This is a genomic window from Pseudomonas sp. P1_C12 (assembly GCF_056406435.1).
The window spans coordinates 88,531-111,963 of the sequence record NZ_JBFUAE010000015.1 but is presented as its reverse complement, the minus strand read 5'-3'; the positions used below and the strand labels follow the sequence as shown (position 1 = coordinate 111,963).

At 61.0% G+C, this 23,433-nt stretch carries 19 protein-coding genes; 4 read left to right on the top strand and 15 right to left on the bottom strand.

Translation table 11 applies throughout. From position 1 onward, the window contains the following. Window positions 1–101: 101 nt before the first annotated feature. The 10 genes from AC1D19_RS23235 to AC1D19_RS23190 form a co-directional block, all read right to left on the bottom strand. Entirely contained in the window at window positions 102–665 is a 564-nt protein-coding gene (locus AC1D19_RS23235; RefSeq protein ID WP_477764661.1) for an NUDIX hydrolase, read from the bottom strand. Window position 666: 1 nt separating this feature from the next. Next, the gene (locus AC1D19_RS23230; RefSeq protein ID WP_477755914.1) at window positions 667–1,419 is read right to left on the bottom strand and encodes a GntR family transcriptional regulator; all 753 of its coding nucleotides are present in this window, start codon (window positions 1,417–1,419) and stop codon (window positions 667–669) included. A gap of 88 nt (window positions 1,420–1,507) precedes the next feature. Continuing rightward, window positions 1,508–1,897, bottom strand: a complete 390-nt coding sequence (locus AC1D19_RS23225; RefSeq protein ID WP_007991919.1) for a carboxymuconolactone decarboxylase family protein — start codon at window positions 1,895–1,897, stop codon at window positions 1,508–1,510. A 19-nt stretch (window positions 1,898–1,916) separates the two neighbouring features. Then, window positions 1,917–3,368, bottom strand: coding sequence for an NAD-dependent succinate-semialdehyde dehydrogenase (locus tag AC1D19_RS23220; RefSeq protein ID WP_477764660.1), 1,452 nt, complete (start codon window positions 3,366–3,368; stop codon window positions 1,917–1,919). A gap of 151 nt (window positions 3,369–3,519) precedes the next feature. Next, window positions 3,520–4,005, bottom strand: coding sequence for a flavin reductase family protein (locus AC1D19_RS23215; protein WP_090456302.1), 486 nt, complete (start codon window positions 4,003–4,005; stop codon window positions 3,520–3,522). Between the two features lie 12 nt (window positions 4,006–4,017). After that, window positions 4,018–5,499: an aldehyde dehydrogenase gene (locus AC1D19_RS23210; protein ID WP_477764659.1), complete on the bottom strand. Its 1,482-nt coding sequence runs from the start codon at window positions 5,497–5,499 to the stop codon at window positions 4,018–4,020. Further along, window positions 5,496–6,329 carry an alpha/beta fold hydrolase gene (locus AC1D19_RS23205; RefSeq protein ID WP_477764658.1) on the bottom strand — a complete coding sequence of 278 codons (834 nt, stop codon included), beginning with the start codon at window positions 6,327–6,329 and terminating at the stop codon, window positions 5,496–5,498. Before AC1D19_RS23205 ends, AC1D19_RS23210 begins: the two co-directional genes overlap by 4 nt. A 44-nt stretch (window positions 6,330–6,373) precedes the next feature. Beyond that, entirely contained in the window at window positions 6,374–6,964 is a 591-nt protein-coding gene (locus tag AC1D19_RS23200) for an amino acid synthesis family protein (protein ID WP_007978708.1), read from the bottom strand. 229 nt (window positions 6,965–7,193) lie between these two features. Beyond that, on the bottom strand, window positions 7,194–7,826 hold the full coding sequence (locus AC1D19_RS23195) for a response regulator (RefSeq protein WP_057396633.1): 633 nt from the start codon (window positions 7,824–7,826) through the stop codon (window positions 7,194–7,196). 36 nt (window positions 7,827–7,862) lie between these two features. Then, window positions 7,863–9,227 (bottom strand): cache domain-containing protein, encoded by a 1,365-nt coding sequence (locus AC1D19_RS23190; protein WP_477756684.1) that lies wholly within the window; start codon window positions 9,225–9,227, stop codon window positions 7,863–7,865. Window positions 9,228–9,526: 299 nt separating this feature from the next. On the opposite strand from AC1D19_RS23190, the gene AC1D19_RS23185 reads away from it, so the two are divergent. Genes AC1D19_RS23185 through yjiA form a run of 3 tightly spaced genes read left to right on the top strand, consistent with a single transcriptional unit; the run spans window position 9,527 to window position 12,828 of the window. Continuing rightward, entirely contained in the window at window positions 9,527–11,584 is a 2,058-nt protein-coding gene (locus tag AC1D19_RS23185) for a carbon starvation CstA family protein (RefSeq protein WP_477764657.1), read from the top strand. 15 nt (window positions 11,585–11,599) lie between these two features. After that, the gene (locus AC1D19_RS23180) at window positions 11,600–11,797 is read left to right on the top strand and encodes a YbdD/YjiX family protein (protein ID WP_007895266.1); all 198 of its coding nucleotides are present in this window, start codon (window positions 11,600–11,602) and stop codon (window positions 11,795–11,797) included. Between the two features lie 56 nt (window positions 11,798–11,853). Further along, window positions 11,854–12,828 (top strand): GTPase, encoded by a 975-nt coding sequence (gene yjiA, locus AC1D19_RS23175; protein WP_477764656.1) that lies wholly within the window; start codon window positions 11,854–11,856, stop codon window positions 12,826–12,828. Between the two features lie 131 nt (window positions 12,829–12,959). Here the strand turns inward: yjiA and AC1D19_RS23170 are convergent, their stop codons facing one another. The 5 genes from AC1D19_RS23170 to AC1D19_RS23150 form a co-directional block, all read right to left on the bottom strand. After that, window positions 12,960–13,643, bottom strand: coding sequence for a GntR family transcriptional regulator (locus tag AC1D19_RS23170; protein WP_477764655.1), 684 nt, complete (start codon window positions 13,641–13,643; stop codon window positions 12,960–12,962). Window positions 13,644–13,668: 25 nt separating this feature from the next. Beyond that, entirely contained in the window at window positions 13,669–14,373 is a 705-nt protein-coding gene (locus tag AC1D19_RS23165; RefSeq protein ID WP_477755053.1) for a FadR/GntR family transcriptional regulator, read from the bottom strand. 48 nt (window positions 14,374–14,421) lie between these two features. Continuing rightward, the gene (locus AC1D19_RS23160; protein ID WP_477764654.1) at window positions 14,422–15,735 is read right to left on the bottom strand and encodes a C4-dicarboxylate transporter DctA; all 1,314 of its coding nucleotides are present in this window, start codon (window positions 15,733–15,735) and stop codon (window positions 14,422–14,424) included. 340 nt (window positions 15,736–16,075) lie between these two features. After that, entirely contained in the window at window positions 16,076–17,329 is a 1,254-nt protein-coding gene (glyA, locus tag AC1D19_RS23155) for a serine hydroxymethyltransferase (protein WP_477764653.1), read from the bottom strand. A 238-nt stretch (window positions 17,330–17,567) separates the two neighbouring features. After that, a complete protein-coding gene (locus AC1D19_RS23150) occupies window positions 17,568–21,416 on the bottom strand; it encodes a sensor domain-containing protein (protein WP_477764652.1) in 3,849 nt (1,282 codons plus the stop codon). A 288-nt stretch (window positions 21,417–21,704) separates the two neighbouring features. Between AC1D19_RS23150 and ettA the strand changes: the two genes are divergently transcribed. Continuing rightward, window positions 21,705–23,369, top strand: coding sequence for an energy-dependent translational throttle protein EttA (gene ettA / locus AC1D19_RS23145; protein ID WP_108216411.1), 1,665 nt, complete (start codon window positions 21,705–21,707; stop codon window positions 23,367–23,369). Window positions 23,370–23,433 lie beyond the last annotated feature (64 nt).

The window sequence follows — 23,433 nt, the reverse complement described above, 5'->3', positions numbered from 1 at the left end:
GCCGGGCGGCGTTCCGCTCTTCCAAGTGACCCGCTGTAAGAGCGGAACCATTAGTCGCCCTTACCGCAGAAATGGATATGTACACGGTCAAAACCGGCGCATCAGCGAATAAAGTGAATCTTCCCGCTGTCGTCATTGCCGATGTAGATGCCATACACCCCAGCCTGGCGCTCTTCGATATAGCGCTCAAGGATCTGCCGGATCGCCGGATAGTAGATGCTGTCCCAAGGAATATCCTCGGGCGCGAAGAACTTGTAGTCGAGGGTTTCCGGCCCGTACTGCCCGGTAATCTCCAGCGCGATGGCGCGGAAGATGATGTACACCTCGCTGATCTTGGGCACGCTGAAGATCGAATAGGGCGAGACGATTTCCGCACGCACGCCGCTTTCTTCCCAGACTTCCCGCAGCGCGGCCTGCTCGGTGGTCTCGCCGCTTTCCATGAAGCCCGCCGGCAGGGTCCAGGTGCCGGGGCGCGGTGGAATCGCGCGCTGGCACAACAGGTACTTGCCGTCCTGCTCGATGATGCAGCCGGCAATGATCTTCGGATTGACGTAATGGATGTAGCCGCAGCCGCGGCACATCAGGCGCTCGTGCGTATCGCCCGGCGGTAACTGTGACTTAAGGTCTGCGCTGCCACACTTGGGGCAAAAGCTCGGGCTGAACATTTCAGCGACCTATGCGCGGTTCTTTCAGCGCGATGGGCAGGGTGATCTGCGGCGTGGCGCCGGTTTCTTCCTGTTTGCGCTTGAGGTAGTCCAGGGCCACGGCAGCGGCCGCTCGCACGTGGTCGACGCACGCCTGGTGGGCGGCCAGCGGGTCACCGCCCTTGATCGCTTCGACCATGCGTTCCATTTCCTGGTTACTGGCGCTGCGACGGTTTTGCTGGGACACCGAGGTCGCGCGCAGGTAGCTGATGCGTGCCTGCAACTGGCGCAGTTGAGTGGCCGCGACATGGTTGCCCGAACCTTCGAGCAGCACATCGTAGAAACCCTGGACCGAGTCGATGACCTGTTGCAGTTCGCCGTCCTTCAGCGCCTTGCGGTTTTCTTCCAGGGCTTTTTCCAGGGCCTTGATGTCCTTGGCCTTGGCGCGCAGGGTGAACAGTTGCACGATCAGCCCTTCGAGTACGCAGCGCAGCTCGTAGATGTCCACGGCATCGGCCAGGGTGATGATCGCGACCCGTGGGCCCTTGGCGTCGGCGAATTCCACCAGGCCTTCGGATTCCAGGTGACGCAAGGCTTCGCGCACGGAAGTACGGCTGACGCCCAGGCGATCGCACAGATCGCGTTCGACCAGACGGTCTCCCGGCAGGAGCTGGAAGTTCATGATGGCGCTTCGCAGTTTATCCAGCACGATTTCGCGCAGGGTAACGGGGTTGCGATTGACCTTGAAGCTGTCGTCGAGTGGCAGGCGTTTCATGGGGTCCGCTCTGATTGTGGCTGTCCATGCAAAAAGAGCACTTCGATTACGGGAATCTGGGTGCCCGGTCAGATCAAACAGCCAAGGGTTAACTGGAGGCCTCGGCATCGGCTTCGGCGAAGGCTTCACGGGCGAGCCGGAAACTGTCTACGGCAGCGGGGACACCGCAGTAAATGCCGACCTGAAGCAGTATTTCGCGTATTTGCTCACGACTCAGGCCGTTACGCAAGGCGCCGCGCACATGCAGCTTGAGTTCATGCGGCCGGTTGAGGGCCGAGATCATCGCCAGGTTGATCATGCTGCGCTCCTTGAGCGACAAACCCTCACGACCCCAGACATGACCCCAACAATATTCGGTGACCATTTCCTGCAATGGCCGGGTGAAGTCGTCGGCGTTCTCGATGGAGCGATTGACGTAGGCTTCGCCCAGCACCTGGGTGCGGATCTTCAGGCCTTTTTCGTATTTTTCGTTGTTCATTTGCTTAGCTCCCGTGGGCTCAAAGGCCGCCCATCAAGGTGTATTTGAGTTCCAGGTAATCCTCGATGCCGTATTTCGACCCTTCACGGCCCAGCCCCGAGGACTTGATGCCGCCAAATGGCGCGACCTCGGTGGAAATCAGCCCTTCGTTGATCCCGACCATGCCGTACTCCAGCGCTTCGCTCATGCGCCAGGCGCGGCCCAGGTCGCGGGTGTAGCAGTAGGCGGCGAGGCCGAATTCGGTGTCGTTGGCCATCTCGACGGCCTGGGCCTCGGTGTCGAAACGGAACACGGCGGCCAGTGGGCCGAAGGTTTCTTCCTGGGCGACTTTCATTTGCGGGGTAACGCCTGCCAACACGGTTGGCTGGAAGAACCCATTGCCCAACGCATGACGTTCGCCGCCGCACAGCAATTGTGCGCCGTTTGCCAGGGCGTCTTGCACATGGTCTTCCACCTTGGCCACGGCACGCTCATTGATCAACGGCCCTTGGGTGACGCCATCATCGAAACCGCTGCCGACCTTGAGCTGTGAAACCCGCTCGGCCAGGCGCGCGACAAAGGCGTCGTGGATGCCGTCCTGCACCAGGAAGCGGTTGACGCAGACGCAGGTCTGCCCGGCGTTGCGGAATTTGGCGATCAGCGCACCGTCAACGGCGCGCTCCAGATCGGCGTCGTCGAAGACAATGAACGGCGCGTTGCCGCCCAGCTCCAGCGAGACTTTTTTCAGCGTCGGCGCGCACTGGGCCATCAGCAATTTGCCGATGGCCGTGGAACCGGTGAATGACAGTTTGCGCACCTGCGGGCTGGCCGTCAGCTCACCGCCAATGGCGATGGCGTCGCCGGTGATGACGTTGAAGATGCCCGCTGGAATACCGGCCTGTTCCGCCAGTGCGGCCATGGCCAGTGCCGAGAACGGTGTTTCCGGGGCCGGTTTGACGATGCACGGGCAACCGGCCGCCAGCGCCGGACCGGCCTTGCGGGTGATCATCGCCGCCGGGAAATTCCACGGCGTGATGGCCGCGACGACGCCAATCGGTTCCTTGCTGACCACGATGCGCGCATCGCCCTTGTGACTGGGAATGGTGTCGCCGTAGATGCGCTTGGCCTCTTCGGCAAACCACTCGATGAAGCTCGCGGCGTAGAGGATTTCGCCCTTGGCCTCAGTCAGTGGCTTGCCCTGTTCGAGGGTGAGGATTTGTGCCAGGGCGTCGGCGTTTTCCAGCATCAAGGCATGCCAGCGCTTGAGCGTATTGCTGCGCTCCTTGGCGGTCAGCGCGCGCCAGGCCGGCCAGGCTTTGTTGGCGGCCTCGATAGCCAGGCGCGCGTGTTCGGCGCCGAGGTTCGGCACCCGGCCGATGAGTTCACCGGTGGCCGGGTTGAAAATGTCCTGACAGGCGCCATCCGGCGCGTCCAGCCATTGGCCATTGATGTAGGCCTGTTGGCGGAACAGTAACGAGGCTGCTGGGCTCATGCCGGCTCCTGAAAAAAGTGGGATTACCTGTAGGAGAGAGCTTGTTCGCGAAAAACCCGAGAACGCCAAGGGCTGTCAGGCAGCCCGCGTTATCGTTCACGACCATCGTCGGAACGCCGCCCGGAGCAAGCTCGCTCCTACAGGGACTGTGTCAGGCCAGGGTGGGCAACGGCCCCAGCTTGCCTTTGTGGTAGATCATCGGCGTGACCGGTTGCGCGGGCAGGATCAGGTTCTTCACCGCGCCGACGATGATTGCGTGATCGCCGCCGTCGTATTCGCGCCACAGTTCGCACTCGATGATCGCCGTCGCCTTGGCAAGAATCGGGTTGCCCAGTTCGCTCAAGTGCCACTCGATGCCTTTGGCCTTGTCTTTGCCTTTACCGGCGAAGGCATAGGCTTCGGCGGTCTGGTCGGCGGACAGCAGGTGAATCGCGAACTGCTTGCTGTCGCGCAGCACCGGGTAGGTGTCGGAGCCGTAGTTGGGGCAGAACAGCACCAGTGCCGGGTCGATCGACAGCGCACTGAAGGCGCTGGCGGTGATGCCGACGATGCCGCCGTCCGGGTCCAGGGTGGTGACCACCGTGACCCCGGACGGGAACGAGCTCATCACGTCTTTGTAAATGCCGGGTTCGATCATTTTCCAGGACTCCTAGCGCATCACGAATGGATCAGGCATCGGTGCCTGGGACAGGTTGATCCACACCGTTTTCAGCTCGGTGTAGGCCAGCACCGAATCGATGCCGCTTTCGCGTCCATAGCCACTGTTCTTGAAGCCGCCGATCGGCGCCATAGCCGAGACCGCGCGGTAGGTGTTGACCCAGATGATCCCTGAACGCACGTCCCGGGCCAGGCGATGGGCGCGGCCCAGGTCACGGGTCCAGATGCCGGCGGCGAGGCCGAACTGCGAGTCGTTGGCAATCGCCAGCGCTTCGGCTTCGTCTTTGAAACGGATGACCGAGGCCACCGGGCCAAAGACTTCTTCCTGCATGATCTTCATCGAGTTGCGGTCGCACTCGAACAGCGTCGGCTCGTAGAACCAGCCGTCGCCCAGATTCTGCGGACGCTTGCCGCCCAGGCGCAGACGCGCACCTTCGGCAATCGCGTCGGCCACCAGGCCTTCGACCACGGCCAGTTGCTGTGCGGTGGCCATGGGGCCCATTTCGCTGCTGTCGTCCTGGGGGTTGCCGATGCGGATGCGCCGGGCGCGTTCCACTAAACGGCCGACGAACTCGTCGTAGATCTCGTCCTGCACCAGCAAGCGGGAACCGGAGACGCAGCTCTGCCCGGAGGCGGCATAGATTCCGGCGATGGCACCGTTGATCGCGCTGTCGAGGTCGGCGTCGGCGAAGATGATGTTCGGCGATTTGCCCCCCAGCTCCAGCGACAGTTTGGCGAAGTTCTCGGCGCTGCTGCGCACCACATGCCGCGCCGTGGCCGCGCCGCCGGTGAAGGCGATCTTGCGCACCAGCGGATGGCGGGTGAGGGCGGCACCGGTGCTTGGGCCGTAACCGGTGACAACGTTGACCACCCCTGGCGGAATCCCGGCTTCCAGCGCCAGGCGCGCGAGTTCGAGGATGGTCGCCGAGGCGTGTTCCGACGGCTTGATCACGATGGTGTTGCCCGCGGCGAGGGCCGGGGCCAGTTTGATCGCCGTCAGGTACAGCGGGCTGTTCCACGGAATGATCGCCGCGACCACGCCCATGGCTTCGTGCACGGTGTAGGCAAACAGGTCCGGCTTGTCCAGCGGCAGGGTGCCGCCTTCGAGCTTGTCCGCCAGGCCTGCGGTGTAGTGGAAGAACTCCGGCAGATAACCAACCTGGCCACGGGTTTCGCGGATCAGCTTGCCGTTGTCGCGGCTTTCCAGCTGCGCCAGTTGTTCCTTGTTCTCGGCGATCAGGTCGCCCAGGCGTCGCAGCAATTTGCCGCGAGCGGTGGCGGTCAAACCGCGCCATGCCGGGCTGTCGAAAGCCGTCTGCGCCGCCTGCACGGCGCGTTCGACATCGGCTTCGTCGGCATCGGGCAATTCGGCCCAAGGCTCGGCCAGCGCCGGGTTGAGGCTTTCGAAGGTCTTGCCGGACAGGGCAGCGACCCATTCACCGCCGATGCACATCTGGAAGCGTGCGAGTGTCATGCAACGATCCCCTTGATCTGGTTTTGTTTGGAGTGCGCGGTCCGCAGAAACTCCAGCAACAGCTGGTTGACCAGGCGCGGAGACTCTACGGGCATCATATGCCGTTGCTCGGCGAGCACGGCAACGGTCGCACCGGGAATGCGTTCGGCCAGTTGCCGGGCCATTTCCGGGGTCGAGCCGGGGTCCAGTTCGCCGGTGGCGATCAGCGTCGGTACCTGGATGCTGGCCAGGTCGTCGGCGCGGTACATGTCCTGGGTGGCGAACAGTTCGTAAGTGGTCAGGTAACCCTGAGGGTCATTGCCGGCCAGGGTCTGGCGAATCGCGGCGATCTGCGCCGGGTTCGCGGCCTGGTATTCACGGCTGAACCAGCGTGACAGCGCCGCTTCGGCATTGGCGTCCGGGCCGTGTTCGGCGGCCTGGCTGGTGCGGGCGATGACCCCGGCGCGCTGTTCGGCGCTGCGGTTGAAAACACTGTTGAGCACCACCAGGCCTTCCAGGCGTTGCGGGTAGTGCAGGGCAAACGCCCGCGCCACCAGCCCGCCCATGGAAAAACCGATCGCCGTTGCCTTGGGCAATTGCAGGTGGTCGAGCAGCTCCAGCAACTGGTCGGCGTAGCCGAGCAGCGGCGTGCCGCTTTCCGGGCGCGGGCTGGCGCCATGGCCGAGCATGTCGTAGGCGATGACGCGGTACTTCGTGGCCAGGCCAACGATCTGGCCGCCCCACATTTCTTTGTTCAGGCCCACGCCGTGGATCAAGACCACGGGCTGGCCTTGGCCGGTCGCCAGGTAACTGGTGCCAGCCGGGGTGAGTTCAGCGGTGAGCCGAATCATGGAGCGCTCCTGCAATGCCTTCTTGTTGTCGTTCTGCTGGCCGGTTACTGGGCTTTTTCGGCTGCCAGTTCTTCCAGGTCGATGTAGCGGTTGCCGATGCGCGGGTGCAGGCGGCCGCCGTCGGCGCAACCAAGGACCACAACGATTTCGTCGGCACGCGGGGCGTCTTCGATCTGCATTTCCAGGGTGATGTAGTGCGAACGCAGGCCTTCGTCGTCCTTGTGCATCATCGGGATCTGGATCGAGGTGCCCGGGCCGCCGCGCTTGTTGGTGAAGCTCAGGTAGCTCTTGGCCTTGACCGCTTCGCGGTAATGGTTGCCGAAGCGCAGGGTGTGGATCACCGCCGAAGCGTGCTCGATCTCGCCGTCGGCACCGACCACCGCAGCCTTGCCGTAAGCCTCGATTTTCTCGGCACCGCCGATGATGCCCACCAGGCGCTCGACCATCAGTGCGCCGAGGTCGGAGCAGTTGGCGCGGATCTGTGGTTTCAGGTCTTCGACGAAACCGTTGCCCAGCCAGGGGTTCTTCATAACCACGGCCAGACCGACCATGGTCACGGGCTTATCGGTGGCTTTGCCGCCTTCAATAAAGGTTTCTTCGACATAGCTGACGATCTTGCGGATTTCGAAACTCATGAGCTGCTCCATAGGAGGTTTTGGGTGTCTGTGCGTCTGATGGTATACCATAATACCGATGACGCAAGTCCCTTGAGTGAGTTTCTCGTCGGGTGGTAGGGAGGAAAGAAATTTTCGGCCGTACGAAACCTGTAGAAGCTGCCGCAGGCTGCGATCTTTTGATCTGGAAAATCAAAAGATCGCAGCCTGCGGCAGCTCCTACAGAGGATGGTGGGGCTGGAGGGAGGGGTTAGCGGGAAATGAGCCCGTGATCGATGGCGTACTTGACCAGTGCCGCCGGCTTGTCGATGTTGAGCTTGCGCCGAATGCTCAAGCGGTGTGTCTCCACCGTGCGCACGCTGATGTCCAGTTCCCGGGCCATTTCCTTGTTGTTCAACCCTTGCGCCATCTTCGACAGCACCTGGCTTTCCCTCGGAGTCAGTTCGTTGTCGGTGTTCCTGTCGGCGATCAGCCGCTGGGCGATTTCGGCGCTGTAGAAGGTTCCGCCGCTGCTGATGGCCTCGATGGCGGCGATGATTTCACGTGACGGGGCGTTCTTCAGCACGTAGCCGCTGGCGCCGGAGCGCACCGATTCACTGACGTATTCGTAATTGTCGTACATGCTCAGCACCAGCACCTTGAGCGACGGGTATTGGCTGCGCAGCACGCGGGTCAGTTCCAGGCCGTTCATGTCCGGCAGGCTGATGTCGACCAGCAGCAGGTCCGGCTGGCAGCGTCCGACCATCTCGATGGCCTCGGCGCCGTTTTCCGCTTCGCCGACCATTTCCAGGGGCGACATCACGGCCAGCAGCGCCTTGATGCCGTCGCGGACCAGGGAGTGATCGTCGACCAGGGCGACGCGGATCGGGGAGGGCAGGTTCATCGCAGCTGTTCACTCTTGTAGTTTTTTGGGGCCGGATCAGCGTTTTGCGCCAGGTTTCATCGGCAGCAGCACGTCTAGTTCGCTTCTGCCCGGCATCGAGATCAAATCGAAGCGTCCGCCAAAATGTTCGACGCGTTCGCGGATGTTACGCAAACCAATGCCGGCCTGACGACGTTCGACCTGGGCGACGTTGAAACCGATACCGTCATCGACCACGGTCAGTCGCACCGATTGTTCGCAGCCGCGCAGGGTAATGGACACGTTCTTCGCCTGCGCATGGCGTTCAATATTGGTCAGGCCTTCCTGGACGATGCGGAACAGTGCAACAGCGGCGCCGTCGACCAGTTGGCAGTCGAATTCATTTTCGTCATAGGTCACGCTCAGCCCGCTGCGCTGCTCGAATTCGGCGGCCAATTGGCCGATGGCCGCTGGCAGGCCAAGGGTGTCGAGCAAGGATGAGCGCAGGTCGTGGGATAGACTGCGGACTTCGCCGATGGCATCGCCCAGGCGCTCGGTGGCTTCTTTTAATGTATTCAAGCCCTTGTCGTTGGCTTGTCCGCGTTCCAGCAGATGGCTGGCCAGTTCGAACTGAAACTTGATCGAAACCAGCACCTGGCTGATGCCGTCGTGCAACTCGCGGGACACCCGTGATCGTTCCTCCTCCTGCAGGCTGACAATGCGCTGGGTCAGGCGCTGCAGTTTCTTGTCTGCCAGTCGATGCTCACTGACATTGAGGGTCATGCCGGTGGCGAACACGAACAGCACCGCGACCAGGGCGACCACGGCAATCGCCATCATGGTCTTGCGGATGCCCATGGCCACTTCGGCACGGGCCTGCTGGGTGGCGCGCTCGACGTCTTCGAGGTAGATGCCGGTGCCGAGCATCCAGCCCCAGCGATCGAGCATCACCACATAGGCGAGTTTGTCGGTCACCTGGCCGGAGGAGGGTTTGTTCCAGGCGTAGCGTTGAAAACCTTCGCCCGATTGCGCACTTTTCAGCAGCGCCTGAATCACCGGCAGGCCGTGGGGGTCTTTCATGTCCCACAGGTATTGGCCCACCAGTTCCGACTGGCGGGCATGCATCAGGCTGCGGCCTTCGTGGTCGTAGACGAAGAAGTAGCCGTTGATGCCGAAGCTGAGCTTGCGCAGTTCTTCCAGCACTTGTTGCTGGGCGTGGGCATCACCGTGGCCGTCGTCGTACAGCGGCTCGATCAGGCTCTGGGCCATTTCCACGTAGTTTTTCAGCTCCGCGCGCTTGCTCGCCAGAATGCTGTCTTCGATCAGTTGCGCCTGTTGGTCGCCCAATTGGCGGTTGAGGGATATCACCAGCGCGCAGATGACGGCAATGGCCAGCACCAGCGGCAGAATCCCGAGGGCGACGATCTTGTGTTTGAGCTGCATGTTGACTCCTGCCCGCGCGAAGGCTCGGGATCATATGCCAAAGAGGCGCCTTGTAGGAGCGAGCCTGCTCGCGATGGCGGTGTATCAGACGAATCGATGTTGAATGGCACACCGCCATCGCGAGCAGGCTCTCTCCTACAGGGGGCGGTGGTGTCTACGTAGAACTACGTAGACACCACGTACGTAGTAACGCGGATTTATTTGTGGACGTCATGCGCAGATATTGGGCCAGCTCCGCACCGCGGACACAATTATAAAAATTACCGCCGCAGTCACTGGCTGTCGGCAGGAGACACGCTATGCCCCGTCTGGCTAAACACCTCGCCTGGTTTGCCGTGGCTGTCCTGGGAGCGATTGCGCTGAGTGTCGTGGCCCTGCGCCGCGGCGAAGCGATCAACGCCCTGTGGATCGTAGTCGCAGCCGTCGCCATCTACCTTGTTGCCTACCGCTACTACAGCCTGTTCATCGCCAATAAAGTGATGCAGCTCGATCCCAATCGGGCCACTCCGGCTGTGCTCAACAACGATGGTCTGGACTATGTGCCGACCAACAAACACGTACTCTTCGGTCACCACTTTGCGGCCATCGCTGGCGCAGGTCCGCTGGTCGGTCCGGTGCTGGCGGCGCAGATGGGCTACTTGCCCGGCACGCTGTGGCTGATTGCTGGCGTGGTGCTGGCCGGTGCGGTGCAGGACTTCATGGTCCTGTTCATGTCCACCCGCCGCAACGGCCGTTCGCTGGGCGACATGGTCCGTGAGGAAATGGGCCGCATCCCCGGGACCATCGCGCTGTTCGGTTGCTTCCTGATCATGATCATCATCCTCGCGGTGCTGGCGTTGATCGTGGTGAAAGCCCTGGCCGAAAGCCCGTGGGGCATTTTCACGGTGATGGCGACCATCCCGATCGCGATGTTCATGGGCATTTACATGCGCTACATCCGTCCGGGTCGCATCGGTGAAATCTCGGTGATCGGCGTGCTATTGCTGCTCGGTTCGATCTGGCTCGGCGGGCAGATTGCCGCGGATCCGGTGTGGGCCAAGGCGTTCAGCTTTACCGGTATCCAGATCACCTGGATGCTGATCGGTTACGGTTTTGTCGCGGCGGTGTTGCCGGTGTGGCTGATTCTGGCACCCCGTGACTACCTGTCGACCTTCCTGAAAATCGGCACCATCGTCGCCCTGGCCATCGGCATTCTGATCACCATGCCCGAGCTGAAAATGCCGGCTCTGACCCAGTTCATCGACGGCACCGGCCCGGTATGGAAGGGCGGTCTGTTCCCGTTCCTGTTCATCACCATCGCCTGTGGCGCGGTGTCGGGTTTCCACGCGCTGATCGCCTCCGGGACCACGCCGAAACTGCTGGATAACGAAACCAACGCCCGCTACATCGGTTACGGCGGCATGCTGATGGAATCGTTCGTGGCGATCATGGCCATGGTCGCCGCGTCGGTGATCGAACCGGGTGTGTACTTCGCCATGAACAGTCCGGCTGCGGTTGTCGGCGGGGATGTGGTGGCGGTAGCAACAGCGGTCAGCAACTGGGGCTTTGCCATCACGCCGGAAGCCCTGCAAGCGGTGGCCCACGACATCGGTGAAACCACCATCCTGGCCCGTGCCGGTGGTGCGCCAACCCTGGCGGTGGGGATCGCTCAAATCCTGCACAGTGTTCTGCCGGGTGAAAACACCATGGCGTTCTGGTACCACTTCGCGATCCTGTTTGAAGCGCTGTTCATCCTGACCGCGGTCGACGCCGGTACCCGTGCCGGGCGTTTCATGCTCCAGGACTTGCTCGGTTCGTTCGTGCCGGCCCTGCGCCGCACCGAATCCTGGACTGCCAACCTGATCGCTACCGCCGGTTGCGTGACCATGTGGGGCTGGTTGCTGTATCAGGGCGTGATCGATCCGCTGGGCGGCATCAACACCTTGTGGCCGCTGTTCGGTATCTCCAACCAGATGCTGGCCGGTATCGCGCTGATGCTTGGCACCGTAGTGCTGATCAAGATGAAACGCCAACGCTACATCTGGGTGACCTTGCTGCCGGCGGTATGGCTGTTGATCTGCACCACCACGGCGGGCTTCATCAAGCTGTTCGATGCCAACCCGGCGATCGGCTTCCTGTCGCTGGCCAGGAAATACAGCGATGCCCTGGCCAACGGTCAGATCCTCGCCCCGGCCAAGGACATCACCCAGATGCAGCACGTGATCTTCAACGCCTACACCAACGCAACGCTGACCGCGCTGTTCCTGTTCGTGGTGTTCAGCATCCTGTTCTTCGCGCTCAAGGTTGGTATCTCCGCCTGGGGCAGCAAGGAGCGTACGGATAAGGAAGCGCCATTCCAGGCGCTGCCGGAAGCATGATCGAGGATTTGCACTATGTTCAATGACCTGAGTCGCCTCGGTAAATACCTCGGTCAGGCCGCGCGCCTGATGGTCGGCATGCCCGACTACGACAACTACGTCGAGCATATGCAGACCAAGCACCCGGACAAACCGGTGATGAGCTATGAGATGTTCTTTCGGGAGCGTCAGGAAGCCCGTTACGGTGGCAAGGGTGGGCCGAAGTGTTGTTGATCTTGTAGGAGCGAGCTCGCTCCTACAGTTTTTTAAGCGTAGGGGAGATTTTTGTTTTGCTCACACCCATCCCGGTCACAATCCTCAGCGGCTTCCTCGGCGCTGGTAAAACCACCCTGTTGCGCCACCTGCTCAAAGCCGAGCACGGCCTGAAAATTGCCGTGATCGAGAACGAATTCAGCGATGCCGGTATCGATACCCAGTTGTTGGGCGACGAGCCTGTGCAAGTGATGACGCTGTCGAATGGCTGCGTCTGCTGCACCATCCACACCGACCTGACCAAGGCCTTGTACCTGCTACTTGAACGCCTGGACAGCGGCGACATCGCCTTCGACCGCCTGGTGATCGAATGCACCGGCCTGGCCGACCCGGCGCCCGTGGCACAAACCTTCTTCATCGACGAAGAACTGCGTGAACGCTATATCCTCGACGGCATCATCACCCTGGTCGATGCCGCCCACGCTGATCTGCATCTGACCCAGACCATCGCCCAGGCACAGATCGGTTTTGCCGACCGCTTGCTGGTGAGCAAGCGCGATCTGGTGGACGAGCCAACCTTTACCGCGCTGAGCGAGCGCCTGACCCGTATCAACCGTCGAGCGCCGATTCGCATGGTTGACCACGGCAGGATCGACCTGGCTGAACTGCTTGATGTCCGCGGTTTCAACCTCAATGCAGACCTCGGTGGCGGCGTGAGTTTGCGCCCGGTCAGCCAGGCTGCTCCGTCCATGGACCGCATTTCCAGCCTGGTGCTGCGCACCGACAAGCCGCTGGATATCGACAGGCTCAGCGAGTTCATGAATGAGCTGCTGGAAGACCATGGCAAGCAACTGCTGCGCTACAAAGGTGTGTTGAATATCCTCGGCGAATCTCGTCGCATGGTGTTTCAGGGTGTGCTGAAGCTTTATGGTTTCGACTGGGATACAGAGTGGGCTGAAGAGGAAGTGCGCGAGAGCGTGATCGTGTTCATTGCCGATGACTTGCCGGAAGAAAAGATTCGCGAGGGGTTTGCGCGGGTGGCGGCGGATTAAAGTCAGAAGTTGCAGCGAGCCTTGAGCCGCCATCGCGAGCAGGTCGGATCGCCGCACCGTCGCTCCCACATTTGAAGTGCAGTCCCCTGTGGGGGCGAGGCTGCTCCGGGCGGCGTTCCGACGAAAGCGGACTAACCTGTGGCACAGTTTTGGTCCAGTGCCGATGCAGGGCTCAGCAACAAATCTTCCAGATAATCCAGATGCCGGTTAAGCACGGCTTGCGCCGTCGCGGCGTCTCCTCGCTCCAACGCATCCAGAATCTCCATGTGCTCCACGCAATAATCCTTCTGCGGCAGATCAAACTGCGCAATCGCCAACGAAGTCAGCGGTACCAGGCTCTCAAGAAAATGCGCCAACGGTGCATTCCCCGCCATTTGTGCCAACTGCAGATGAAACTCTCCCGACAAACGAATTCCCCGTCCACGCTCGGTGCATTGACGCTCGCTATCGACCAGCGCCCGCAGTTGCTTCAGGTCTTGCGCGCAGGGTCGCTGACAGGCCAGCCGCACCAGCAAGATCTCGGCCAGACGCCGGGCATGCAGTGTCTGCCGGGTCTGCTCGGCATCAAGCTCGGCGACGCGGGGACGATGGTTGACTCGAAGAATGATGATCTGCTGATGGGACAGTCGCGTCAGCACGTCACGCATGTCGCTGCGCCTTGCACCGAACATCTGCGCCAGGCTTTCTTCCGTAAAGCGACTGGCCGAATGGATGCGCTGTTCGAAAATGGCATCGAGGACTCGTGAATACAGATCATCCACCGAAGGGCGGACGGGCAGGGTGGCGAGCGTTTGTGGCGAGGCGAAGCTGTTCATGGCCAATCTCCAGTTCGAAGAGGTTTCAACTGCCGAGGTTGTCTTCCGGGATGTTCAGTTCGATGCCCATGCGCTGGCCTTCGCGCAAAATGTGCCGACGCATCTCGGCGCTGGCCTGGGCGCTGTTCTTGCTGCGGATCGCCCGCACCACCGCTTCGTTTTCTTCAAGGCGCTCAGCCAGATGCTCCGGGGAGTTGCGCAACACTTCGGCGCTTTGCTTGAGGGCATTGCTGGTTTGCTGGACCACGCTCTGGAAGATCGGGTTCGACGTCAGCGTGAACAGCTCTTCGTGGAACGCGATGTAGGCGGTTACGCCGGCTTCACTGTCATTGGCCTCCAGGGCTTCGCGCATGTCCATCAAGGTCAGGCGCAGTTGCCCGACTTCCTTGCTGCTGATGGACTGCGCCACGAGGCCGACGATGAACGGCTCCAGCGTGTAGCGCAGTTGCAGCACGTCTTCCAGGCTCGCTGCGGCCACTGCACTGTCATGCGTCTGGCTGTCGGCGAGATTGGCTTCGAGCACCACCACGCCTTTGCCCGGCATCGAACGCACCAGGCCGAGGGTTTCCAGGACGATGACCGCCTCACGCAGGCTCGGGCGGCTGATGCCCAGTTGTTCGGCCAGTTCGCGTTGCCCCGGCAGCATTTCGCCGGAGCGCCACTGACCACGGGCCAAAGCGGCCCGAAGTTTTTCTACCACTGAGTTGACGACGGTTGATGAGGTAATCACTTGCTTGCTCCATGAGCCGTGCCTGCGGTCGGCAGGCACGGCGGTCATTCAGAATTCTTTGGCTGCCGCTTGAGCAACCGGTTTTCTCGGCTGGAAGGTATAACCCGCCTGGCCGGAAAGTACCTTGTTCGCCCGCTGCACATCGATGTCCTTTTCCCACCGCGCGATGGCGACGGTCGCCACACAGTTGCCGATCAGATTGGTCAGCGCCCGGCCGATGCCCATGAACCAGTCCACGGCCAGCACCAGCACCAGACCCACCACCGGAATGGCCGGAATGGCTGTCAGGGTGGCCGCCAGGATCACCAGCGCCGAGCCTGGAATACCGTGGGCACCCTTGGAGGTGATCAACGACACCAACAGAATCGTCAACAGGTCGGTCATCGCCAGCGGCGTGCCGGTGGCATTGGCGATGAACACAATGGCCAGGGTCAGGTAGATCGAGAAACCGTCGAGGTTGAACGAGTAACCGGTAGGTATCACCAACCCGACCGTCGAACTGCCGATGCCCAGATGCTCAAGCTTGCGCATGATTTGTGGCAGCACGGCATCGGAGGACGCGGTGCCCATGACGATCAGCAGTTCTTCGCGCAGGTACTTGAGCAACGGCCACATCTTCAAGCCAGAGAGGCGCATTACCAGGCCGAGAATCAGGGCCACGAAGGCAGTACAGGTCAGGTAGAACAGGCCGACCAGGCTGCCCAGGTGTTGCAGCGAGTCCAGGCCATATTTGCTGGTGGTGAAGGCGATCGCGCCGAATACACCGATGGGGGCCAGTCGCACGATCATGCCCATGATGCGGAAGATCACATGGCTGAGTTCATTGATCAGACGCGAAATACCCGATGCCGCTTCTCCCACCAGATTCAGTGCACTGCCGAACAACACTGAAAACAGCAGGACCTGCAGGATATTGTTATCGGCAAAGGCACCGATCACCGAAGTCGGAATCAGGTCCATCAGGAACTGTGTGGTGGTGTGCATGTGCTGACCGCGCTGGGCAATGTCGCCCATATCGGCTGCGGAAAGCTGCTCCAGATGGATGTTCGCGCCGCTGCCGATGCCAGTGCTGAAGGCGAACACCAGGCCAATCACCAGGGCGATGGTGGTCAGCACTTCAAAGTAGATCACCGATTTCAGGCCGATTCGGCCGACCTTCTTCAGGTCGCCGGCACCGCTGATGCCGCTGACCACTACGCAAAACACAATCAGGCCGATGAGCATTTTGATCAGCTTGATAAAACCGTCACCGAGCGGTTTGAGCTGAGCGGAGTATTCGGGAAGGGTCAGCCCGCAGACGATGCCGAGCACCAGTCCGAGAACCACTTGGAGGAAGATTGAACGCGAGCACCATCTGAGCATGGGAGGAATCCTGGTCGGTGTCCTGGCTTCCGTGTGCGGGGCACATCAGATTCAGGACTTAATTATTGTGGTCTTACCGGTATGTCCAGTGCAGGCGCAGTCTAGGCGCTATTTTTGGGTGTTCGCAAGTAAAAATTAGAAAATTGGCATGACCGGTCTGACCAGTGGTGCTGGTCTCGTAGGAGCTGCCGAAGGCTGCGATCTTTTGATTTTGCTTTTTTGAGGATCAAAAGATCGCAGCCTTCGGCAGCTCCTACAGGTAAGCGGTGTCAATTTGCGGGCGAAAAAAAACCGGCCAATCACTTGGCCGGTTCTTCATGCTGCGGATTTAACGGGGCAATTAAGCGCCGTACACCGGTAGCTTCTTGCAGATGGCCTTGACCTTCTCACGAACGGCGTCGATCACCGCTTCGTTGTTCAGGTCAGCCAGGATGTCGCAGATCCAGCCGGCCAGTTCCTTGCACTCTGCTTCCTTGAAGCCACGAGTGGTCACGGCCGGGGTGCCGAAGCGCAGGCCGGAAGTGACGAACGGAGAGCGTGGGTCGTTTGGCACGGAGTTCTTGTTCACGGTGATGAACGCTTTGCCCAGAGCGGCGTCGGCGTCTTTACCGGAAATTTCCTGCTTGATCAGCGACAGCAGGAACAGGTGGTTCTGAGTACCGCCGGAAACCACGTCGAAGCCGCGTTCGATGAACACGCCGGCCATGGCCTGGGCGTTCTTCACCACTTGTTGCTGGTAAACCTTGAACTCAGGCTGCAGCGCTTCCTTGAAGCAGATCGCTTTAGCGGCGATCACGTGCTCCAGCGGGCCGCCCTGGGCGCCCGGGAATACGGCGGAGTTCAGTTTCTTCTCGATGTCGGCGTTGGCGCGAGCCAGGATCAGGCCGCCACGTGGACCGCGCAGGGTCTTGTGGGTGGTGGTGGTCACCACGTCAGCGAATGGAACCGGGTTCGGGTAGACGCCAGCGGCGACCAGCCCCGCAACGTGAGCCATATCAACAAAGAGATAGGCACCTACTTTGTCGGCGATCTCGCGAAAGCGCGGGAAGTCGAGGATCTGCGAGTAGGCAGAGAAACCGGCCACGATCATTTTTGGCTTGTGCTCAACGGCCAGGCGCTCGACTTCGTCGTAGTCGATCAGGCCGTTGGCATCGATGCCGTACTGGATGGCGTTGTACAGCTTGCCGGAAGACGAAACGCTGGCACCGTGGGTCAGGTGACCGCCGTGGGCCAGGCTCATGCCCAGGATGGTGTCGCCAGCCGACAGCAGGGCCAGGTAAACGGCGCTGTTGGCTTGCGAACCGGCGTGCGGCTGAACGTTGGCGTAGTCGGCACCGAACAGCTCTTTGGCGCGGTCGATGGCCAGTTGCTCAACCACGTCGACGTACTCGCAACCGCCGTAGTAGCGCTTGCCCGGGTAGCCTTCGGCGTATTTGTTGGTCAGTACCGAGCCTTGAGCTTCCATCACCGCTGGGCTGGTGTAGTTTTCCGAAGCGATCAGCTCGATGTGTTCTTCCTGGCGCTGAGCTTCTTGCTCCATGGCGGCAAAAAGGTCGGCGTCGTACTTGGCAATAGTCAAATCACGGCTGAACATGGCGGTCCTCAAGGATCGGGGGCGGAAAAGGGAGGCATTCTAACCCAATGGGTTTTAGATGGCATATGAAACGGCATCATGTCGCAGACAAGTGGTGTTCATGCGTGGATAGATGGTGTTTGTGCCGGCCTCAAAAGATCGCAGCCTTCGGCAGGGGTAGCCGCCAGATTCTGTGACCGACATCAATCCCTGTAGGAGCTGCCGCAGGCTGCGATCTTTTCGGCAACACCACAAAACTTCAGTCGAACATGAAGAGGGCGTCGTTACTGAACTGCGCCTCAAACCGGCCCGCCGGCATCGGGCGACCGAACAGGTAACCCTGCACCTCGTCGCAACCGTGCTCCCTCAGGAAATCAAGCTGTTCGTGGGTTTCCACGCCTTCGGCGATCACCGCCAGGTTCAGGCTGTGGGCCATGGCGATGATCGCCCGGGCGATCTGCGCATCCTGCTCACCCGACGGCAGGCCGTCGACGAAGGTGCGGTCGATCTTCAGTACGTCGATCGGGAACTGCTTGAGGTAGTTGAGCGATGAGTAACCGGTGCCAAAGTCATCCACCGCGATGCTCAGCCCAAGGTTTTTCAGCCCGGCGAGGATCTGCATCGCCTCGCTGACTTCGCGCATCAGGATACTTTCGGTCAGCTCCAGTTCCAGGCACGCCGGCGGCAGGCCGGTTTCCTTGAGGATGGTGGCGATTCGCGTGCCAAGCTGGCCATCGGAGAACTGCCGCGCCGAGATGTTCACCGACACCTTCGGCACCCGTACCCTGGCCTGATGCCAGGCCTTCAGTTGGCGGCAGGCTTCGCTGATCACCCAGTCGCCGACATCCACCACCAGCCCGAGCTCTTCGAGCACCGGAATGAAATCCCCCGGCGGCACCAGACCGCGGCGTGGATGGCGCCAGCGCAACAATGCCTCGGCACCGGTCAGGCGCTTGCCGTCGCCGCTGAACTGCGGCTGGTAATACAGCACGAATTCGTTCTGTTCCAGGGCATGGCGCAAGTCGCTTTCCAGCTCCAGTCGCTCCAGGGCGCTGGCATTCATGTCCGCCTGATAGAACTGGAAGTTGTTCTTGCCACGTTCCTTGGCGTGGTACATCGCCGTGTCGGCGTTCTTCATCAGCTGGCTGAGTTCGTTGCCGTCCTGCGGGCTCAGGGCGATACCGATACTGGCCGTGACGAAGAACTCGCGGCCTTCGAGCACGAACGGTTTCACCAGGCTGGCGAGAATCTGCTCGGCCACATGAATCGCCCGGTTCAGGGCGATTTCACGGTTGGCTCGTGGTTGCAGGAGCAAGGTGAATTCGTCACCGCCCATGCGCGCCACGGTGTCGTCATCGTCGACGCAACCAAGCAGGCGCGTGGCCATTTCCTTGAGCATGCGGTCGCCGGCGGCGTGGCCCAGGGAGTCGTTGATCGGCTTGAAACGGTCGAGATCGAGGAACATCAGCACCACCCACGACTTCTGCCGTTCGGCCGATTGCAACGCCGTGTGCAGGCGATCCTGGAACAGCGATCGGTTGGGCAGGTGGGTCAGGGCGTCGTAGTAGGCAAGGCGGTGAATCCGCTGTTCGCTGGCCTTGCGCTCGCTGATGTCGCTGAAGAAACACACATAGCTGGCCAGGTCGCCTTCGTCATCGAGTACGGCGGTGATCCCGACCCAGGCCGGGTAGTGCTCGCCATTGCGACGCTTGAGCCAGACTTCGCCTTCCCAGGTGCTGTGCTGGGCCAATTGCTTGAGGACGTAACGCAGATGGGATTCCTGTTGCTCGTCGACGGTCAGCATGTTCGGCAGCTGGTCGAGGACCTGCTCCACGGCATAGCCGCTGACACGGCTGAAGGCCTCGTTGGCCTGGACGATGTAGCCGGCCGGGTCGGTGATCAGGATCGCCGAGGTCGAGTGTTCGAATACCGTGGCGGCCATGCGCAAGTCTTTTTCCGCCCGGCGTTGCTGGCTGATGTCGCGGCCGACGCCGAGCACGCCTTCGAACGTACCGTGTTCGTCCCAGACCAATACCAGGCGCAGTTCGATCGGGATCTTGCGCCCGTCGGCCCGCAGGCAATCGAACAGGAACAGTTGGGTTTGCACCTGGCTGCGCAGCAGCGCCAGTTGGTCCGGCTGATCCAGCGCTTTGCTGACCCGGTCCATCAGGTGGTAGATGCCGGTCAGTTGTTGCGGGTTGGCGATGGTCGATTGCCAGCCGTTCTGGAAAATCCACTCGGCGTCGTAACCCAACACCGCTTGCACGGAAGGGCTGACGTAATTGAGGTTCAGGCGGCTGTCGGTGGAGAAGATCACGTCGCTGATGCTTTCGGCGAGCATCCGGTAGCGCTGTTCGCTGTCGCGCAGGGATTCACTGGCTTCAAGCTGGTCGGTGATGTCCTTGGCCACGCCGATGATCCGCGTGACCTGATCGTCCTTGTCCCGCGCCAGTGCCTGCTCGCGAATCTCGAAGCGTCGCCACTGGCCGTCCCGATGACGGAAGCGTAACTGGCACTGCATCAATTGGCGATAACCGGCCTGGCGCTGGACCTGGCGGGAGCGATGGTAATAGTCGGCGTCTTCGGGGTGCAGGAGGATTTCCCAGAAGTATTCGCCCATCTGGTGCAGTTCGGTGCGGTTGTAACCCAGTGTCTGGCCCAGATGATGGTTGCTGTAGATCATGCGCTGGCTGAAAACATGCTGCACATACAGGTGATCCGGTACGGTGCGCACCACGTCCGACCAAAACCCTTCGCGCTCCTGCAGTGACAATTCGATGAGCTTGCGGCTGGTGATGTCGGTGATGCTCAGGATCACTGCGTTATAGTCGTCCTGGGTTTGCGGCAGGCGCAGCACCAGCCATAGATGCTGGTCGCGACCGCTGGCATCCTGCAGTTTGATTTCCAGCTCAAGCAGTTGCTGCCGGTTGAGCATCGCGTCGAGCACCTGGTTGCCGATGGCGGTGCCGTCCTGCGGATGGCCGTCGATCAGCAGTTTCCAGGCTTTGTCAGCGCTATCGACATTAAGCAGTTGCAGTGCGACCTGGTTGACCTCGGAGATCCGCAATTCCTTGAGCAATTGCCGGCGTTGTTCCGGGATCGCCAGCCACGCTTGCAGTTGCTCGCTGCCCTGCAGTTGTGCCTTGTCGAAAAAGACCTTGAGCCCGGACATGTCGAGGACGCACAAGGCTACGCCGGTGCCTTCGAAAATGTCCTGATAACGCCGGCGGCCTTCGCTCAATTGGCGCTGACGCCGGCGCATGTTCAGCAAGGCGATGAACGGCAGCATGGAAAACGCCAGGCCCAGCAGACATTTGCCGATGAACGCCGGCAGCAGCTCTTCCAGCACGCGCTGGCGGTCGAACAAGCCGCGCAGTTGCCAATCGCTGCTGCTCAGCGCAACGGTCAGCACGCTGTTGGCGACATCGTCCTCGGTCAGCGTGCCCGGATTGACCGAGGGCAGCGCATCGTCGCGGCTGATGATCTGATGATTGATGCGGTTCTCCACCAGCCACAATGGGCGGCGGCCGGCCTCGCTTTGCTTGATCAAGGACGAAAAGAAGGTGGGGGGCAGACGCAAGACCCAATAGCCTCGGGAACTGCCGCTGGCCTGATGCAACAATAAATGCACCACGGAGCCGTCGGTGGCGTTGCTGAAGTAGTGCGTCTGGGCGTGGCTGCGGCGTATCAGTTCACCCAGGTAGCCGCTGTCATCGCTGTCGGGAGCGCTGTCACTGATGACTCTTCCCGAGGGGCTGAGCAACGCCAGGCTGCGCAGATCAGGCAGCGACTGTTGCAGCTTGCGCAGCAGCGCCTGCAGCTCATCGGCGTCCTGCGGTTGCTCGACGATCGGCAACAGGTTGAGGGCGATCTGCGCGTTGAGCGCCATGTTCAGGCTGACCTGCGCGGCTAGATCGGCGGTGTAATCGATGGTGTATTGACGCTGGTTTTTCTGGGTTTCGCGCAACTGATCGAGCAATTGCCAGAACAACAGGGCCAGCAGCAATAGTGCAAGTGTCGCCAAGGTGCCCTTCAAGGTCCCGCGCAGGGGGGAGCCGGGCGCTGTGGCCGGCTCACTGGAAGTCAGGGGCGGAGGGGCTTTGGACAAGCTGTAATCCTGCGGTTTGGCTGGACTGGCGCGACGTGCACTATAAGCCGGACGCCCGAAGGGCGGCTAGCATGCCTTGAGTTGTGGCGAAGTGCCAGTCCCTGCCCGTCGGCTGGACTGCCATCTGTCATTAAGGTAGCTTTGCCGGTTACGCGGGAGCGTTCCAGCTCCTAGACTCAGACTTTTTCAGCGCGCACGTATTGATAGCCTCAAGCGAGCGACGCGCACGGTCTGGCCGGGCATCGCCTGCGCTCCAATCATTCATCAGTCACTGACCCTAGGTTCTCCATGGCTCAATACGTATTCACCATGCATCGGCTGGGCAAAGTTGTTCCGCCGAAGCGGGAAATCCTGAAAAATATTTCTCTGTCCTTCTTCCCCGGCGCCAAGATCGGCGTGCTCGGCCTCAACGGTTCGGGTAAGTCCACGTTGCTGAAAATCATGGCCGGCGTCGACACCGAGTTCGAGGGCGAAGCCCGCCCAATGCCGGAGCTGAACATCGGTTATCTGCCACAAGAGCCGATCCTGGACCCGACCAAAACCGTGCGTGAAGTGGTCGAGGAAGCGGTCAGCGTGATCAAGAATGCCCAGGCTCGCCTGGATGAGGTCTACGCAGCTTACGCTGAAGAAGACGCCGACTTCGACAAACTGGCGGCCGAACAGGCCAAGCTCGAAGCCATCCTGCAAGCCAGCGACGGTCACAACCTGGAGCGCCAGCTGGAAGTCGCCGCCGACGCGTTGCGTCTGCCGGCCTGGGATGCCAAGGTCGAAGTTCTGTCCGGTGGTGAAAAGCGTCGTGTAGCCCTGTGCCGCCTGCTGCTGTCCGCCCCGGACATGCTGCTGCTCGACGAACCGACCAACCACCTGGACGCCGATTCCGTCGCCTGGCTTGAGCACTTCCTGCACGACTTCCCGGGCACCGTGGTAGCGATCACGCACGACCGTTACTTCCTGGACAACGTTGCCGGCTGGATTCTGGAACTGGACCGCGGCGCGGGCATTCCTTACGAGGGCAACTATTCGGGTTGGCTGGAAGCCAAGTCCGATCGTCTGGCTGCAGAATCCAAGCAGCAGTCGGCCCACGAAAAAGCCATGAAGGAAGAACTGGAGTGGGTGCGCAAAGGCGCCAAGGCCCGCCAGTCGAAATCCAAGGCACGTCTGCAACGCTTCGAAGAAATGCAATCCCAGGAATTCCAGAAGCGCAGCGAAACCAACGAGATCTACATCCCGGCCGGTCCGCGCCTGGGCGACAAGGTCATCGAATTCAAGAACGTCACCAAGGGCTACGGCGATCGCGTGCTGATCGACAACCTGTCGTTCTCCATGCCTAAAGGCGCCATCGTCGGCGTGATCGGCGGTAACGGTGCCGGTAAGTCGACCCTGTTCCGCATGCTGATGGGCAAGGAAACGCCGGATTCGGGCAGCATCGAAGTCGGTGAAACCGTGCAGCTTGCTTGTGTGGATCAGAGCCGCGAGGATCTGGACGGCAGCAAGACCGTGTTCCAGCAGATCTCCGACGGTTCCGACCAGATCCGCATCGGCAACTACGAGATCCCGTCGCGTACCTACGTCGGTCGCTTCAACTTCAAGGGCGGCGATCAGCAGAAGTTCGTCAAGGACCTGTCCGGTGGTGAGCGCGGTCGCTTGCACCTGGCCCTGACCCTGAAAGAGGGCGGCAACGTCCTGCTGCTCGACGAACCGTCCAACGACCTCGACGTCGAAACCCTGCGTTCCCTGGAAGAAGCCCTGCTGGACTTCCCGGGCGCCGCCATTGTGATCTCTCACGATCGGTGGTTCCTTGACCGCGTCGCGACTCACATCCTGGCGTACGAAGACGACTCGCAAGCGGTGTTCTTCGAAGGCAACTACAGCGAATACGAAGCCGATCGTAAAAAGCGTCTCGGCGAAGCAGCTGCTCAGCCGCATCGTGTACGCCACAAGAAACTGGCCTGATTTCGGGTTGGTTGCATAAGAGAGCGGAGCCTTCGGGCTCCGTTTTTTTTGCGTTTTTTCAGTG

Coding starts and splice junctions, on each gene's coding strand:
- glyA (WP_477764653.1), bottom strand. CDS start 17,329: ATGTTCAGCCGTGATTTGACTATTGCCAAGTACGACGCCGACCTTTTT.
- AC1D19_RS23215 (WP_090456302.1), bottom strand. CDS start 4,005: ATGATCGAACCCGGCATTTACAAAGACGTGATGAGCTCGTTCCCGTCC.
- AC1D19_RS23220 (WP_477764660.1), bottom strand. CDS start 3,368: ATGAGCCCAGCAGCCTCGTTACTGTTCCGCCAACAGGCCTACATCAAT.
- AC1D19_RS23200 (WP_007978708.1), bottom strand. CDS start 6,964: ATGAGTTTCGAAATCCGCAAGATCGTCAGCTATGTCGAAGAAACCTTT.
- ettA (WP_108216411.1), top strand. CDS start 21,705: ATGGCTCAATACGTATTCACCATGCATCGGCTGGGCAAAGTTGTTCCG.
- AC1D19_RS23160 (WP_477764654.1), bottom strand. CDS start 15,735: ATGCTCAGATGGTGCTCGCGTTCAATCTTCCTCCAAGTGGTTCTCGGA.
- AC1D19_RS23180 (WP_007895266.1), top strand. CDS start 11,600: ATGTTCAATGACCTGAGTCGCCTCGGTAAATACCTCGGTCAGGCCGCG.
- AC1D19_RS23205 (WP_477764658.1), bottom strand. CDS start 6,329: ATGATTCGGCTCACCGCTGAACTCACCCCGGCTGGCACCAGTTACCTG.
- AC1D19_RS23170 (WP_477764655.1), bottom strand. CDS start 13,643: ATGAACAGCTTCGCCTCGCCACAAACGCTCGCCACCCTGCCCGTCCGC.
- AC1D19_RS23230 (WP_477755914.1), bottom strand. CDS start 1,419: ATGAAACGCCTGCCACTCGACGACAGCTTCAAGGTCAATCGCAACCCC.
- AC1D19_RS23210 (WP_477764659.1), bottom strand. CDS start 5,499: ATGACACTCGCACGCTTCCAGATGTGCATCGGCGGTGAATGGGTCGCT.
- AC1D19_RS23235 (WP_477764661.1), bottom strand. CDS start 665: ATGTTCAGCCCGAGCTTTTGCCCCAAGTGTGGCAGCGCAGACCTTAAG.
- AC1D19_RS23190 (WP_477756684.1), bottom strand. CDS start 9,227: ATGCAGCTCAAACACAAGATCGTCGCCCTCGGGATTCTGCCGCTGGTG.
- AC1D19_RS23225 (WP_007991919.1), bottom strand. CDS start 1,897: ATGAACAACGAAAAATACGAAAAAGGCCTGAAGATCCGCACCCAGGTG.
- AC1D19_RS23195 (WP_057396633.1), bottom strand. CDS start 7,826: ATGAACCTGCCCTCCCCGATCCGCGTCGCCCTGGTCGACGATCACTCC.
- AC1D19_RS23185 (WP_477764657.1), top strand. CDS start 9,527: ATGCCCCGTCTGGCTAAACACCTCGCCTGGTTTGCCGTGGCTGTCCTG.